This is a genomic window from Williamsia muralis, assembly GCF_051487485.1.
Lineage (GTDB): Bacteria > Actinomycetota > Actinomycetes > Mycobacteriales > Mycobacteriaceae > Williamsia > Williamsia muralis_B.
This window is the reverse complement of the sequence record NZ_JAHVCV010000002.1, coordinates 522,267-534,690: the sequence shown is the minus strand read 5'-3', so window position 1 is coordinate 534,690 and position 12,424 is coordinate 522,267. Positions and strand designations below refer to the sequence as shown.

General features: G+C 63.5%; 18 protein-coding genes and 1 tRNA gene. 9 read left to right on the top strand and 10 right to left on the bottom strand.

Features of this window, described 5'->3' with window-relative positions:
• The first annotated feature begins 79 nt into the window (after window positions 1-79).
• The 5 genes from glp (at window position 80) to KXR83_RS05955 (ending at window position 4,753) form a co-directional block, all read left to right on the top strand.
• Complete coding sequence (gene glp / locus KXR83_RS05975) at window positions 80-1,345, top strand: molybdotransferase-like divisome protein Glp (protein WP_030170543.1); 1,266 nt, start codon at window positions 80-82, stop codon at window positions 1,343-1,345.
• Between the two features lie 9 nt (window positions 1,346-1,354).
• Window positions 1,355-2,008 (top strand): GNAT family N-acetyltransferase, encoded by a 654-nt coding sequence (locus KXR83_RS05970; RefSeq protein ID WP_437424020.1) that lies wholly within the window; start codon window positions 1,355-1,357, stop codon window positions 2,006-2,008.
• A 230-nt stretch (window positions 2,009-2,238) separates the two neighbouring features.
• Window positions 2,239-3,411, top strand: coding sequence for a divisome protein SepX/GlpR (gene sepX / locus KXR83_RS05965; protein WP_437424019.1), 1,173 nt, complete (start codon window positions 2,239-2,241; stop codon window positions 3,409-3,411).
• A gap of 40 nt (window positions 3,412-3,451) precedes the next feature.
• Window positions 3,452-3,524: transfer RNA gene (locus KXR83_RS05960), tRNA-Ala, on the top strand.
• A 125-nt stretch (window positions 3,525-3,649) separates the two neighbouring features.
• Complete coding sequence (locus KXR83_RS05955; protein ID WP_437424018.1) at window positions 3,650-4,753, top strand: tyrosine-type recombinase/integrase; 1,104 nt, start codon at window positions 3,650-3,652, stop codon at window positions 4,751-4,753.
• Window positions 4,754-4,949: 196 nt separating this feature from the next.
• Here the strand turns inward: KXR83_RS05955 and KXR83_RS05950 are convergent, their stop codons facing one another.
• From KXR83_RS05950 to KXR83_RS05930, 5 genes are all read right to left on the bottom strand, one after another.
• On the bottom strand, window positions 4,950-5,117 hold the full coding sequence (locus KXR83_RS05950; protein WP_437424017.1) for a hypothetical protein: 168 nt from the start codon (window positions 5,115-5,117) through the stop codon (window positions 4,950-4,952).
• Window positions 5,118-5,181: 64 nt separating this feature from the next.
• Window positions 5,182-5,493: a hypothetical protein gene (locus KXR83_RS05945; RefSeq protein WP_437424016.1), complete on the bottom strand. Its 312-nt coding sequence runs from the start codon at window positions 5,491-5,493 to the stop codon at window positions 5,182-5,184.
• Entirely contained in the window at window positions 5,490-5,870 is a 381-nt protein-coding gene (locus KXR83_RS05940) for a hypothetical protein (protein ID WP_437424015.1), read from the bottom strand. The genes KXR83_RS05945 and KXR83_RS05940 overlap by 4 nt, the downstream gene beginning before the upstream one ends.
• Complete coding sequence (locus KXR83_RS05935; RefSeq protein WP_437424014.1) at window positions 5,867-6,214, bottom strand: hypothetical protein; 348 nt, start codon at window positions 6,212-6,214, stop codon at window positions 5,867-5,869. Before KXR83_RS05935 ends, KXR83_RS05940 begins: the two co-directional genes overlap by 4 nt.
• A 311-nt stretch (window positions 6,215-6,525) precedes the next feature.
• Window positions 6,526-6,747, bottom strand: a complete 222-nt coding sequence (locus tag KXR83_RS05930) for a hypothetical protein (protein WP_437424013.1) — start codon at window positions 6,745-6,747, stop codon at window positions 6,526-6,528.
• A gap of 94 nt (window positions 6,748-6,841) precedes the next feature.
• Here KXR83_RS05930 and KXR83_RS05925 point away from each other — a divergent pair, with 94 nt between their 5' ends.
• The 4 genes from KXR83_RS05925 (at window position 6,842) to KXR83_RS05910 (ending at window position 8,722) form a co-directional block, all read left to right on the top strand.
• Window positions 6,842-7,072, top strand: coding sequence for a hypothetical protein (locus tag KXR83_RS05925; RefSeq protein ID WP_437424012.1), 231 nt, complete (start codon window positions 6,842-6,844; stop codon window positions 7,070-7,072).
• A gap of 8 nt (window positions 7,073-7,080) precedes the next feature.
• Entirely contained in the window at window positions 7,081-7,263 is a 183-nt protein-coding gene (locus tag KXR83_RS05920) for an XRE family transcriptional regulator (RefSeq protein WP_437424011.1), read from the top strand.
• Window positions 7,260-7,538, top strand: coding sequence for a hypothetical protein (locus tag KXR83_RS05915; RefSeq protein ID WP_437424010.1), 279 nt, complete (start codon window positions 7,260-7,262; stop codon window positions 7,536-7,538). Before KXR83_RS05920 ends, KXR83_RS05915 begins: the two co-directional genes overlap by 4 nt.
• Window positions 7,539-7,936: 398 nt before the next feature.
• Window positions 7,937-8,722, top strand: a complete 786-nt coding sequence (locus KXR83_RS05910) for an SGNH/GDSL hydrolase family protein (protein WP_437424009.1) — start codon at window positions 7,937-7,939, stop codon at window positions 8,720-8,722.
• Here KXR83_RS05910 and KXR83_RS05905 read toward each other — a convergent pair.
• The 5 genes from KXR83_RS05905 to KXR83_RS05885 all read right to left on the bottom strand — a co-directional run bounded on the left by KXR83_RS05905 (window position 8,719) and on the right by KXR83_RS05885 (window position 12,362).
• Window positions 8,719-9,987: a hypothetical protein gene (locus KXR83_RS05905; RefSeq protein ID WP_437424008.1), complete on the bottom strand. Its 1,269-nt coding sequence runs from the start codon at window positions 9,985-9,987 to the stop codon at window positions 8,719-8,721. The two genes, KXR83_RS05910 and KXR83_RS05905, sit on opposite strands and share 4 nt — an antisense overlap.
• A 62-nt stretch (window positions 9,988-10,049) precedes the next feature.
• Window positions 10,050-10,973, bottom strand: coding sequence for a hypothetical protein (locus KXR83_RS05900; protein WP_437424007.1), 924 nt, complete (start codon window positions 10,971-10,973; stop codon window positions 10,050-10,052).
• 37 nt (window positions 10,974-11,010) lie between these two features.
• Window positions 11,011-11,694, bottom strand: a complete 684-nt coding sequence (locus KXR83_RS05895; RefSeq protein WP_437424006.1) for a hypothetical protein — start codon at window positions 11,692-11,694, stop codon at window positions 11,011-11,013.
• Window positions 11,695-11,994, bottom strand: coding sequence for a hypothetical protein (locus tag KXR83_RS05890; protein ID WP_437424005.1), 300 nt, complete (start codon window positions 11,992-11,994; stop codon window positions 11,695-11,697).
• Window positions 11,991-12,362, bottom strand: coding sequence for a hypothetical protein (locus tag KXR83_RS05885; RefSeq protein ID WP_437424004.1), 372 nt, complete (start codon window positions 12,360-12,362; stop codon window positions 11,991-11,993). Before KXR83_RS05885 ends, KXR83_RS05890 begins: the two co-directional genes overlap by 4 nt.
• Window positions 12,363-12,424 lie beyond the last annotated feature (62 nt).

Genomic DNA, 12,424 nt, shown 5'->3' with positions numbered 1-12,424 from the left:
TCAGAACTACGACACGGCGACCCGTTGGCCCGGCGAACGAGCACTATCGGGCCGCCACGGTGATTGAAGGAGGCGATCGGTGCGTTCGGTGGAAGATCACCTGAGCCGAGTGACCGCCGCAGCAGTGGCTCCCAGGCCGGTGCGCGTCGCGATCTCGGAGTCACAGGGTCTGCTGTGTGCCGAAGAGGTTGTTGCCGACAAGCCGTTGCCCGGGTTCGATCAGGCTGCCATCGACGGATACGCCGTTCGCAGTGTGGATGTCGCTGAAGCAGGCACCATCGCCGATGAGGAATCGGAGTCGCCGGGCGACCAGGTGATCGTTGTCCTGCCGGTGGTGGGGGAATTGAAGGCGGGTTCGCGGACGCCCACGCGGCTCCAGCCCCGGCAGGCGGTCAGGGTGGAGACCGGAGCTCCGTTGCCGACACTGGCCGACGCCGTGGTGCCCAAGCGGTGGACCGACGGCGGACTGCCCAAGGTCCGAATCGGTCATGCGGTTCGCAGCGGACAGTACGTCCGGCATGTCGGCGATGACGTCCAGCCCGGTGACGTAGCGGTCCGAACCGGAACGATCATCGGTCCCGCGCAGGTGGGTCTGCTCGCCGCAGTCGGCCGCGACCGCGTGCTGGTGCATCCGCGGCCACGGCTTTCAGTCATCTCCATCGGCGGCGAGCTGGTCGACATCGACCGGACGGCCGGTGGCGGCCAGGTGTACGACGTCAACAGTTACGCGCTGGCCGCGGCTGCTCGTGACGCCGGCGCAGACGTCAACAGAGTCGGCATCGCCGACAGCGAGCCGTCGCAACTCCGTGAACTCGTCGAGGGGCAGCTGATTCGTTCGGAGATCGTTGTGATCACCGGCCCGGTCGGCGGAGCGGCCTCGGAATCGATCCGCGAAGCGCTGTCGGAACTGGGCGAATTGGAGATCGAACGCATCGCGATGTACCCGGCGTCGGTCCAGGGTTTCGGTCAGCTGGGCCGTGACGAGGTGCCCACCTTCCTTCTTCCCGCCAATCCGGTTTCGGCGTTGGTGGCTTTTGAAGTGATGGTGCGACCGCTGATCCGGATCGCGCTCGGCAAACGCCAACCGATGCGACGAGTGGTACGTGCCCGCACGGTCAGCCCCATCACCTCGGTGGAGGGTAGGCGCGGATATCTGCGTGGACAGCTGATGCGCGATGAGCAGACGGGCGAATACCTCGCCCAGGTGATAGCGGCCGCAGACGGCGGATCACACCTGCTGGCGGGGTTGGCCGAGGCGAACTGCTTGGTCATCATCGAGCCGGAAGACGTTGAATTGCGTGCCGGCGATGAGGTGGACGTCGCATTCCTGGCTCAGCGGGGGTGAGAGTGCACCGTGCGCGCCTGGAGCAGGGGTGACACCGGTCGCCGTGGATGGCCTGCCAAGCTCGGGCCGATATCCGTTGCGGGAGGCGCGGTTACGGTACGTCCGGTCCGGCTGCGTGACGCCAGGGTGTGGAGCAGGCTTCGGATCGAGAACCAGAATTCGCTGATGCCGTGGGAGCCCACGGGCGTCGGCTTGTGGTCGGCCCGGCACAACCCGGCTGCCTGGCCGGGTTTGCATTCGGTCCTGAGGGCCGAGGCGAAGGCAGGGAACATGCTGCCGTTTGTCATCGAATTGGACGGTGAATACTGCGGACAACTGACGGTGGGCAACATTCAGCGTGGCGCGCTGCGCAACGCATGGATCGGGTATTGGGTGGATGCCGCAGTCGCCGGACGTGGAGTGGCAACGGGCGCACTGGCACTCGGCGTCGACCACTGTTTCGGGCCGGCGGGTCTGCATCGACTCGAGGCCACCGTGCAGCCTGCCAACGCGGCATCACTGGCGGTACTGCACAAGGTCGGATTCCGTGACGAAGGCCTGCTCAAGCGCTACATGGACGTCAACAGTGCCTGGCGGGACCATCTGTTGCTCGCGTTGACCACCGAAGATCTCACCAGCAGTGCCGTGGACACATTGATCCGCAGCGGCCACGCCACCGCCTGAGGCCCTGAACCCCTGCGCGCGCATGCCTCTCGGCTAGAGCTGGGAGGCCGTTCTTCTTCGATCACCGCTTGATCACTCAGAGATGGAACGAATCGGCCGGGACATCGGCGCGTCGGCGGTGGTTGGGCAGCGGTGAGCCATAGCCTGATTCCTATCGTCTGTTACTGGTGTGACTGACGCGTACTCGACCGGCCGGTCGGGGCGAGATTGCCGACAGGAAGGAGCTGCCCATGCCGAACTCGTTGCTGTGGGTGTGTCTGGTGGCGATCTGGCTCTTTGTTCTGGTGCCGATGGTGGTGAAGTCGCGTCCCACCGTGCGCAAGACCACCGACGCCGCGATGTCGACACGGGTGCTCTACCGAGGTGGCCGGGCCATCGCCAAGACCCGTCGTCGCATGGCTGCAGGCCGCCATCCGCACGATCCCGACTGGGAACCCCCCGTGCGTGAGTACCGCAAGACCGTAAAGGCAACAGCGGCAACAGATGCCGTTGACGTCGACGACGCCACAACGACCAAGGTCTCAGCCGCCAAGTCCGAGCCTGCCTCGGTCTCGGTGAAAACCGTTGCAGCTCCGGCTCAGACGAAGACTGTTGACAACAGTGACAGTGATGCCGACGCGACCACGGACGACAAGACGGTTGTGGCTGAAGCCGCTGACATCGAGTCATCCGATCACCGTGACGCCGTTGCAGAGCGCGATGACGAAGACGCAGACGCAGATCACGATGATCAGAACATCGATGACGCTGAGCTCGAAGACGCGGACCATGACGACGCAGACCATGATGACGCGGAGATCGACGCAGATTACGAGGACGTCGACCAAGAGGACGCGGACTACGAAGACGCGGACTACGAAGACGCGGACTACGACGACGATCTCACCGACGAGGACATCAGCGCCGATGAGGCTGCGGATCAGGCGGAGCAGGACGAGGTCGCCCGGCGTGCACGTCGCGGAGGCTTCGACCCCGAGGCCGATCGCGAGCGCAGCGACAAGCGGTACCGGTTCCGTCAGCGCGTGATGGCCGTGCTCGGGGTGCTGGCGCTGCTCGGCATCGCGGCCGGCTTCTTCCTGGGTTCGGTCGGGTGGGTCATCGCCGCGGCCACGGTTGTCGCGCTGGTCGGTTACCTTGCGTTCCTGCGCCGCGCGGTGCGGAACGAACAGCGCATCCGTCGTCAGCGGATGCAGCGGCTCGCCCGGGCCAAGCGCCAGGAGGAAGAACGCCGCTCGCAGCCCGAGGTCGACCCTCGAGCCGAGGTGCCCCGCAGACTCCGTAGGCCAGGTGCGATCGTGCTGGAGATCGACGACGAGGACCCGATCTTCGACCACCTGCCGCGGTTCGAGCACCGCGAAGAGGTTGTCCGTGAACCCTCGTACCGGCGGGTGGTGGGGCAGTAGTCCCGCCCTGTTAATCTTGTCGAGTCGCTCACGCGGCAAAGGGGCTATAGCGCAGTTGGTAGCGCGTCTCGTTCGCATCGAGAAGGTCAGGGGTTCGATTCCCCTTAGCTCCACAGAAAACAGCAGGTCAGAGGGTGTTTTGAACGGGAACGCCACGGAGGCAACATTTCGTGGCAACACTTTCCAGCAACCCCGCAGCTAGAATTGGGTGCATGAACCCCGAACTCGGCAACATCTAGTGGCCTCGATCCAGGCGCGCACCCGCAAGGATGGCGTCGAAACGTGGCGAGTTCTGTGGCGACAAGACGGCAAACAGCGCAACGCGACGTTCGTGGAGGCCTCCGGCGCCGTCCGGTTCCGCGACCACATCGACCAGTTCGGGCCGGTCGAGGCGATGCGGATCCTCGAGATCGAGGACACGGCACGGTCCGAGCTCACGCTGACCGAATGGCTCACCGACCACATCAACGCGCTGACTGGTGTGGAGCAGGCGACGATCAATCGGTACATCTCCTACCGGGACCGCGACATCGCGCCGTCCATTGGAAGATTGCCCCTGTCCGCAGTGACCGAGGTGTCGATCTCTCGATGGGTCCAGGAGATGTCGACGGTGCCCAAGGGCAAGAAGGCGCCGGCCGGAAAGACGATCCAGAACAAACACGCGTTCCTCTCCGGGGCGCTCAAGGCCGCGGTCCGCGCTGGCAAGATCGCGGCCAACCCGTGCGACGGCCGCAGGCTTCCGCAGACGCAGAAGCAGGAGATGGTGTTCCTCGATCGCGACGAGTTCGATCTGCTGCACTCGCACATCCCGCACGACAGGTGGAAGAACCTGGCGACGTGGCTCGTGACGACCGGGATGAGGTTTGGCGAGGCGACAGCACTCGACGCACGCGACATCGACCCAGTTGCGGGGACGTGCCGGATCAACAAGGCGTGGAAGTACAGCGGCGACTACCGCCCGGAGATCGGGCCACCGAAAACCCGGAAGTCGAACCGCACGATCAACCTGCCTCCACAGGCGCTGGCCGTCATCGATCTCTCTCGAGACGGCTTCCTGTTCACCAACGGTGCGGGCTCACCAGTACGGGCGCAGGAGTTCTACAACCTGGGCTGGAACCCGGGCCGCATCAGGGCGGCCGAGAACGGGCTGACAAAGAAACCCCGGGTGCACGACCTGAGGCACACGTGCGCGTCATGGATGATCAACTCCGGCGTGGGGTTGCCGGTTGTGCAGGCGCACCTGGGGCATGAGTCGATCCAGACAACCATCGACAGGTACACCCACCTCGACCGTCACGCCGGAAAGACTGCGGCAGACGCGATCGCCAGAATGCTCGACTAGTCGCCGAGCGTGCGCCGAGTGTGGCGGCGGGCGACACCGAGCTTGCGTGCCACTGCGACCGGATCTTTCTGGCGTCGACCGGTACCGCGCCTCTTGTGTGGTTTGCACATTGCGCAGCCGCGCCAGGATCGGGAGGGGTGATGGTTGGGCATGTTCTGCTCCGAGGGTGACTCCGCCGAGGGCGAAGATTTGAACATTACGCGACCGCACCGAAGTAGGCAGCCAGCGCGTGCGCGCTGTGGGTATCCAGGTTCGCGCGGCCGCGGTCGTAGAGGCGGATGGTGGTGCTGATGTCGGCGTGCCTGGCTGAGAGCTGCACCTGACGCAAGGGGACGCCGGCCGAGGTCCGCTTCCCAAGCTGCATACGCGGGTTCGATTCCCGTCATCGGCTCCAGGTCAGGGCGTGTTTCCGGGGGTACGGAGTGTGCCTATCTTGTGCCAATCGGGTGTAAGGCCTTCAGTCGTTCGATCCGCGCCAAGTACTTGATGCCGTGGGGAGTGTCGGCCATCTCGGCGGCGATCCACTCGTTGCCCTCGGTGGTGTCGACGATGTTCCACTGGTGGATCTCGCCGTCGTAGTCGAATCGAACTAGGTACTCCCACGTGTCATCGATGCCGACGTGCTGCTTCAAGACCTCGGTGATTGTGCCCGTGCCCCACCAATGCGCCCCCCAGAACAGGTGGTTCCAGTTGCGGACGCGGGTGCCGACTTCGAGTCGGACCGTGTTGTTGTGGCTCATGTTGTCGGTTCTCCCTTGCCGGCGAGGATGCCGCGGATCATCGAAGCGTGTTGGCGGCACTGCTCGATGTGGATGACGTGGTCGGGGTTGGCTTCGGCGATGGCGTCCCCCCGTGCAGCGAGGTCGTCGGCGAACTCCCGGATGGCGGCGAGTTTGGCTTCCGCCTCCCAACAGCCGAGGGTGGACGCCTCGGGTAGTTCGATGGCCACGATGTTGGCGGCTGCCATCTCCTCCACAACATGAGCAGCATGGACGTCGATCTCACGCTTGCCGTTCGTGTGCTCCCACCATCCGCAGCAGCAGTGCGATCGGTATGCGATGGTGCTGTGGTCCTGCTCCCGGTAGCGGTGTTTGGTGAGGATGTCGGTCAGGGTCATGGGGTCACCTCAGGGCGGGCAGCACGCCACTCGCCGGCCCGAAGGATCTCCGACAGAGACGTGAAGTCAGGGTTGTCATTGGTGTTCACGCTTTTCCACTTCCGCACCGCGGCGATGACGACACGGGCAGCATCCCGTTCAGCGAGTGCGTTGTCCCGGAATCCGCGGAGAACCTGGCCGTCCCTGTGCAACTCGTCCCGTTCGGCCTCAACGGTTTCCAGCGCAGCCAGAAGGTCAGCCACTAACGTCACTACTTCACGCTCGGGTTCGACGTAGCCAGGATCGTCTGGGCCAACCTCCATCCACGTCCGTGCTCGGTCTCGGATGTCAGCGGTGTCGGTCATGGTGTTCCTTTCGTTCGGTGCATCAGACAACACCGGCATCAGACAGGGGGTCGACGTAGGGGTTTTCAACGAACACCAAAGGTCCGATGTCGCGGCTCACCAAACGAACACGCCCACGTGCTACCGCTTGCCTGTGTGGATCCCTAGCTTTCATTTCCAACATGGACTCACGCGCCTCACGCTCGCTGTTGCACCATCGGATTCCCTGCGAATGTTTGACGCCCCACAGCGTGGATGCATTTTCGTCGCGGAGGACGCGGTCGCTCATGGTTTCCTTTCGGGGTGGGTGTTGAACGGGCAACAGGGACACATCACGACCACGTGTGGCGCGCATCGAGGCAGTCACGGTGCGGCCCTGTATGTCCCGGTTCGCCGGCACAGATGTAGGTCGGCGGCAGGTAGTAGCCGTTCGGGTGGTGCAGCTCTGCGCAGTGAGTTTTCACCCATTCGTCGCCCCAGTTTGAGAGGTTCTCGAACCACCCTTCGGCGCGGACAATGTTGCGGCGTTGCGCGAAGGATGGGTGCATCGGCATGGGTTTAGTGTAACAGAGGTTCCTATGCGGTGCAATGTTAATTCCCAACGGATTTGGGCTTGTAGTGCAGAGGTTCCTATGTTATACTTGAGTCATGACAAAGATCATCGCCACACTCCGAGACGACGCCCTCGCAACATTCGCCGGACAGACCATCACCGGCGAGGCCCTCGAAGCCCACACCTCATTCCGCTACCTCGCAGAGCGCGGACGCAAGCAGACCTTCCAGAGCTACATGAACATGCTCGACGCCCTCGAAGCCGCTGGCGTCACCATCGATCAATCCGAACACGTCGGAGATCGCTTCTTCGCCTTCCCCGCATAATGGAGGACATGCCAAGACCAGCTGAATACCTATCTGCGACAGAAGCAGCCGAGCGGATAGGTATGAAGCTGACCACCTTCAACATGCACAAGAACCAGCCACCACCCGACGCGATCATCGGGGCCACCACAGGCCGACCCGTCAAGGGATGGCTACCCCAGACCGTCGACACATGGAATGCGAACCGATGAGCATCAGCCAGGGCGCAACTCCGACGACGCGTACCAACGCCATCCGGGCGCAACAGTGCATCGATGACAGCGTCGCGAGACTCGAATCGGAGAACTCTCAACTGCGAGCGGCAATCGCCGCAGTGCGAGAGGTCCACGAGCCCATCGACGCCGCAATGTACTCCGGTTCACGAAGCCGGATCGTGAAGGTATGCACGGGGTGCGGCACTGACGACGGTAACTGGCAGCGGTACCCATGCCCCACGATTCGCGCTCTCGAACACGTGCCCCACTGACCTCTGTCGTACCCCTCATCTACAGTGTCAGTCGTCGGTGTCCGAACGGGAAGTGTTCGCGGCACCGACACAAGAAAGCCCCCGACCGCATAGGCCGGGGGCTTTGTCGTGGCAGCGGTTTATGCTGGGGCTGGTGCAACACCCGTCGCCCAGCATGCCGCTCCTGGACATGCCGGGAATGCGACGCCTCAATCTACGCCGAACCCGAAACATGGGTGCCGGTCAACCACCTCGACGGCTTGCACTATGTGCCCAACGCAAGCAAGCGCCCCCACCACGAGGGTGAGGGCGCTTAGGACGGCATACTTCGCGTTATGGGCGGGTAGGGCGGGTAGTACGAATGAGCTACACGATCACCCCGCTCGGCGTGATCAGCCGCCGTAAGGGAAGATACGGACATGAGTTCTCGGGAGCGCTCTCCGCGCACAGTCGCAGCCATTGCCGGAGTCGTTGTTCTGATCGTCGCCATGATCGGTGGCGCAGTCTGGGTCGACCAATCGAAGAAGGACGTGTCACAGGCGGGGCCCGTTGTGTCGGTGGCCGACCTTGAGGCCGAGGAACAGCTACCCCCACTCACGCTGCCCCGGCCCGGCGACAAGGCGATCTTCTTCGGCGACTCATGGACGACCGGGTACAGCGCGGCACCGAACACTCTCGGCTTCACCTACCTCGTCGGCCGCGAACTGGGCACCGCCTCCGACATGCAGGGCGGGTCGAGCACCGGATACAACGCGGTCGGTGTCACCAACCTCGGCACCTACCGCCAGCGCCTTGAGAAGCGGCCCGACGATCCCGACGTGAAGTTCGTCCTGTTCCAGGGGGCGCTCAACGATCTGAATCTGCCAGCCAACCTCGGTAACAATGCCCGTGACACATTCCTGCTGGCGAAAGAGAAGTATCCCAACGCCGACATAGTCGTCATCGGGCCGGCACCCGCCGAAATTGGTTCGTACGACGTCGTACAGGTGATGTCCGGGAACATCGGGTGGGCGGCCCACCAGGCGGGCGTCTACTTCCTGTCACCCACGGTGCGCGGGTGGATCTCGAAGGACAACCTCGAAGACATCATCGATCCCGAGACGAAGCACCCCCACACTGAAGGTCATGCCGCTCTTGCGAAGGGCCTGATGGCGGGGCTCAAAGAGCTGGCCGCGGACGGTCAGAGCGCGAAAAACGGCTACTAAATCGCGAGCAGTGGGCGCTGGAATCCGTGAACCCAGACGCGTCCGTTGGCAATGGTGACGACCGAGTCCGGTGCGATGGATAGCACTTCGAGCAAGGTCAGTTCGCCGTTGGGCATCAAAGCGAACAGTCCGTCGACATTGCCGCCCACGCCACCGTTGATCGACACGAAGTAATAGATTCCGCTCGCTGGGTCGACGGCGCCGTAGTACGCCATCACGCCCCAATGCTCGCCGCCCAGAATGGTGCCAGAGGTCCAGCCAGCCGACGTCGCTGTCGCGGTCTTCGTGAGCACCACCGTGGTCGAATTAGTGACTGACGCGATGTAGGTATCACTCGGAATGACCGGCTGGTTCTTTGTGCGAATGCGCGAACCCCGATCGAGTGCGGTGAACGCTGCGGTGGCCGAGGTGACCGTCGATGACCCCGAGGTGGTGACCAGGTCGGTGACGTGCCGTGCTGGCAGACCACCTGGAACGGCGACAAGGCGGTGAGTGCGCGGGCAAAGCCATTGCGGCGTCAAGGTTTCGCGGTCTGCGCGGAAGGCTGACCAGTTGGCCGTCGTGTCCGGGCCGAAGTAGATGTGCGTCTCAGAGAACGACACCTGCACTGCCTGGTACGCCTGGTTGGTGCCGAGGGCGCCGGGGACGATGGACCAGTTCTCGCCGTGGTCGGTGCTGCGATAGAAGTAGCCAGCACTGCCGCCGTCGCCGCAGCTCATCCACACATGGCCGGGGTTGAACGGATCAGGGAAGACGCCGTGGCAGTGTCGCGCTGCGAACGTGCCTGGTCCGAGGGTTGTTGTCCAGGTGGTTCCGTCAGCGGAACGTAGGACGCGGGGGCCGCCGACGGGGTCGCCGTAGCTGCACCAGTAGAGGTAGTCCCCATCGGTCGCCAGGCCGGACGTGATGATCGACGCGCCGGACTCGGTGATGGTCGCAAGTGCCGAAGACCAGGTGAAAGTGCCGGGGTTGGCGATCGGCGCAGCGCGATAGATCGACGGGGTCGTGCCACCGGCCATTGCCTGAAGATAGAAGTTGCCCTTGAAGAACACCATCTTGGCCAGGCCGAGGTTCGACGCGCTGACCCCGGAGGGCAGCGTTTTGTCTACCCACGAGTTCATCAGCGTGATGTTCTCGTTCTGGCTTAGACCGAATGATGAGATCGCGTGCGTCTCGCCGCGGCCTGGATGCACGCCGATCATGTTGCGGCCCGAAGGTGCTTGCGCCATCGGCTGCTGCGGGGCGTCTGTCGATATGCGAACCAAGGGGGAGAACCTTTCAGAGGCAGCCTTCGGAGTCAGGCCGGGAGGATCGAGTAGTCCCATAATCAGCTCACCACAATCGCGGGTACGGCCGTCGCAGCGCCGGAAGCGTTGCGGGTGACGGCGGGTTGGGTATAGGTCTTGGTCACGGGCGAGCCGTAGGTGATGGTGTACGCGTCGACAGCACCGGGGAATGCGGAGCTGAGTGTGGTGGCGGTGTAGGTGCCAGGTGCGCCATCGGGCCACACGACAGGCGCACTCGTTGCGGCCTCATCAGAGTTGCGGACGATGGTCCCAGCGATCAGCAATTCGGGGGTACGGGCGAGCTGTTTGTACGTCTCCTGCTGCGGGGCATAAGTGGTGTCGAGGGTCGCTTTGGTCTCCGAGGTTGGATCCACGACGAGTGCAGCGATGTCAGCGTCGGACGCGCCATTGCCGACGGGCAACGGAATCGGGTCGGACTCGACCGGGCCGTTGGCTGAGTCGAGGATCAGGACGAGGTCACCGTCTTCTGTGGCATCGGCGCCGAGAACTCCGTACCCGCGCTGCCCTCGAGCCAGCTGCACAGCAGTCGATGAAGGCGCCACGTTGACCTCGTCGGCGAGGTTGATCTCCAGGCCATCCACTGCGTAGAAGTAGATCGGGTCGATCGCCACCGCGGTCGTGCCGTACTTGATCGTCGAGAACGTGGCCTTCCACTGCAGGCTCCCGAGGTTCATATCGGCGGTGGGCGCGATGACTTTCACGTAGTCGCGGCCCAGGTGCGCAATGTCGCCAGTGGGGCCGATGGGAATCGGGCCGATCGCAGTGATCGCTTTGAGCTTGGTGATGCCGCCGTCGTCGTACTGCACCAACTTCTTGGCGGCAATCATCGGCTCCAACGTGAGGAAGCCAGTCAGCGGTGTCGTGTCGGGTAGATCGTCAGCGTCAATGCCATCGACCACAAATGCGGTGATGTTCACTCGCACAGTCGAATAACCGATTGCCATCAAAGGCTCCTTGTCAGATGTTGCGAGAGATGCCGGATCACAGCGATCGCACCCAGTCGGCCAGCTCGGACTGTCGTGCACCCCAGTAAGCGCGCTGATGCTGCGAGCCGTCGAGATACCCGCGGGCGCCGCGGAGTGCGGTGTCCCAATACCGCAGCGTGGCGGCCCGGTCGCCGCGCCAGAACCGCAGCGAGGTGCTGAGGCGACCGGACAACAGCTCGCCGAGGACCGCGTCTTGCAGCTTCAGCCGATCGGGGGCGACCGACACCTCTTTCGTCAGCGCAGGCAGGGTGCGCAGAGGTGATGGGTCGGGGCACTGGCAGATGATGTCGAGGGGGTTGGCAATCCACTTCACCACACCCGGAACAGGCCGCGACCCCGTGATTCCGTACGTTCCTGTGCCTGGCATCGACGGGTCTGCGATTAGTCCCACAGCGATCAGGTTGCGATGGCCCTTCGCGGCGACATTGCCGACGATGTGCGCGCCCGCGCTGTAACCCAGCACGACAGCGGGACCATCGTCGAGGACCTTCCGCAGTAAGTTCTCACCCGACACCAGGGTCACCGCGTAGGCAGTGCCCCGCGGGTCGGGAATGAATCCGTATGCGGCGGAGTAGGGAAGCTCCACGACTTGCGCGCCGGGGATGCGCGACGTCACCCCGGTAAGCATGTTGCCGCCGTTGAGTGGTTCGCCGATGCCGCGGACCCGGATGATCTTCACTCAGATCACCTTCCGAACCTGCGACCGCGCACGCTCCAGCTTCAACACAACCGCGGGATGTTCGCCCTCCAGTAACGGGATCACGTCACCCACCACGCCAACCAACTCCTCAGTCGCAGCTCGCAGGCCCCGCATTTCCAGGCGCACTTGCCGCAACTCCTCGGCCACATCCATCGACATATCGGTGTACGCCTTCGCAGCACTCGCCTTGCTATTTGCCCGCCCGAACCAGCCAGCGATAAGCGCGATGACAACACCGCAGGCTGGACCGGCGAAGGCAAGGAATGTGGACATGGTCATTCGCACGACTCCTTCTTGGCGGCGGCTTTCTGCTCAAACCCAACGAGCTTGCGGCCATCGCGAACTGAGATCAGGAGCGTCATCAACCCCAGCGCGATGCTCATCCAGACGGCGAAGGACGCGATATTGAGCCAGATATACGGAAGTAGGACGCCGGTGTAGGCGAAGACGGCGAACGTGATCGCCACGTTCGCCGCCATCTGCAGGCCGACACCCCAATACCGGTTCTTCAGCATCGCCCCGACGAAGCAGGTGACCGGGGCGATTCCTAGCGTCAGAATCCAACTGGTCCCGGCCGCGGCTCCCATGTTGTCGTGGACCACGGTCGGCGCGCCGGTTCGAATCATCAAGGCTGCGCTGATGAACATGCACGGGTAGAAGATGAACTGACACACCACACCTCCGTGATCAACGGCCCACCAGAACCGCA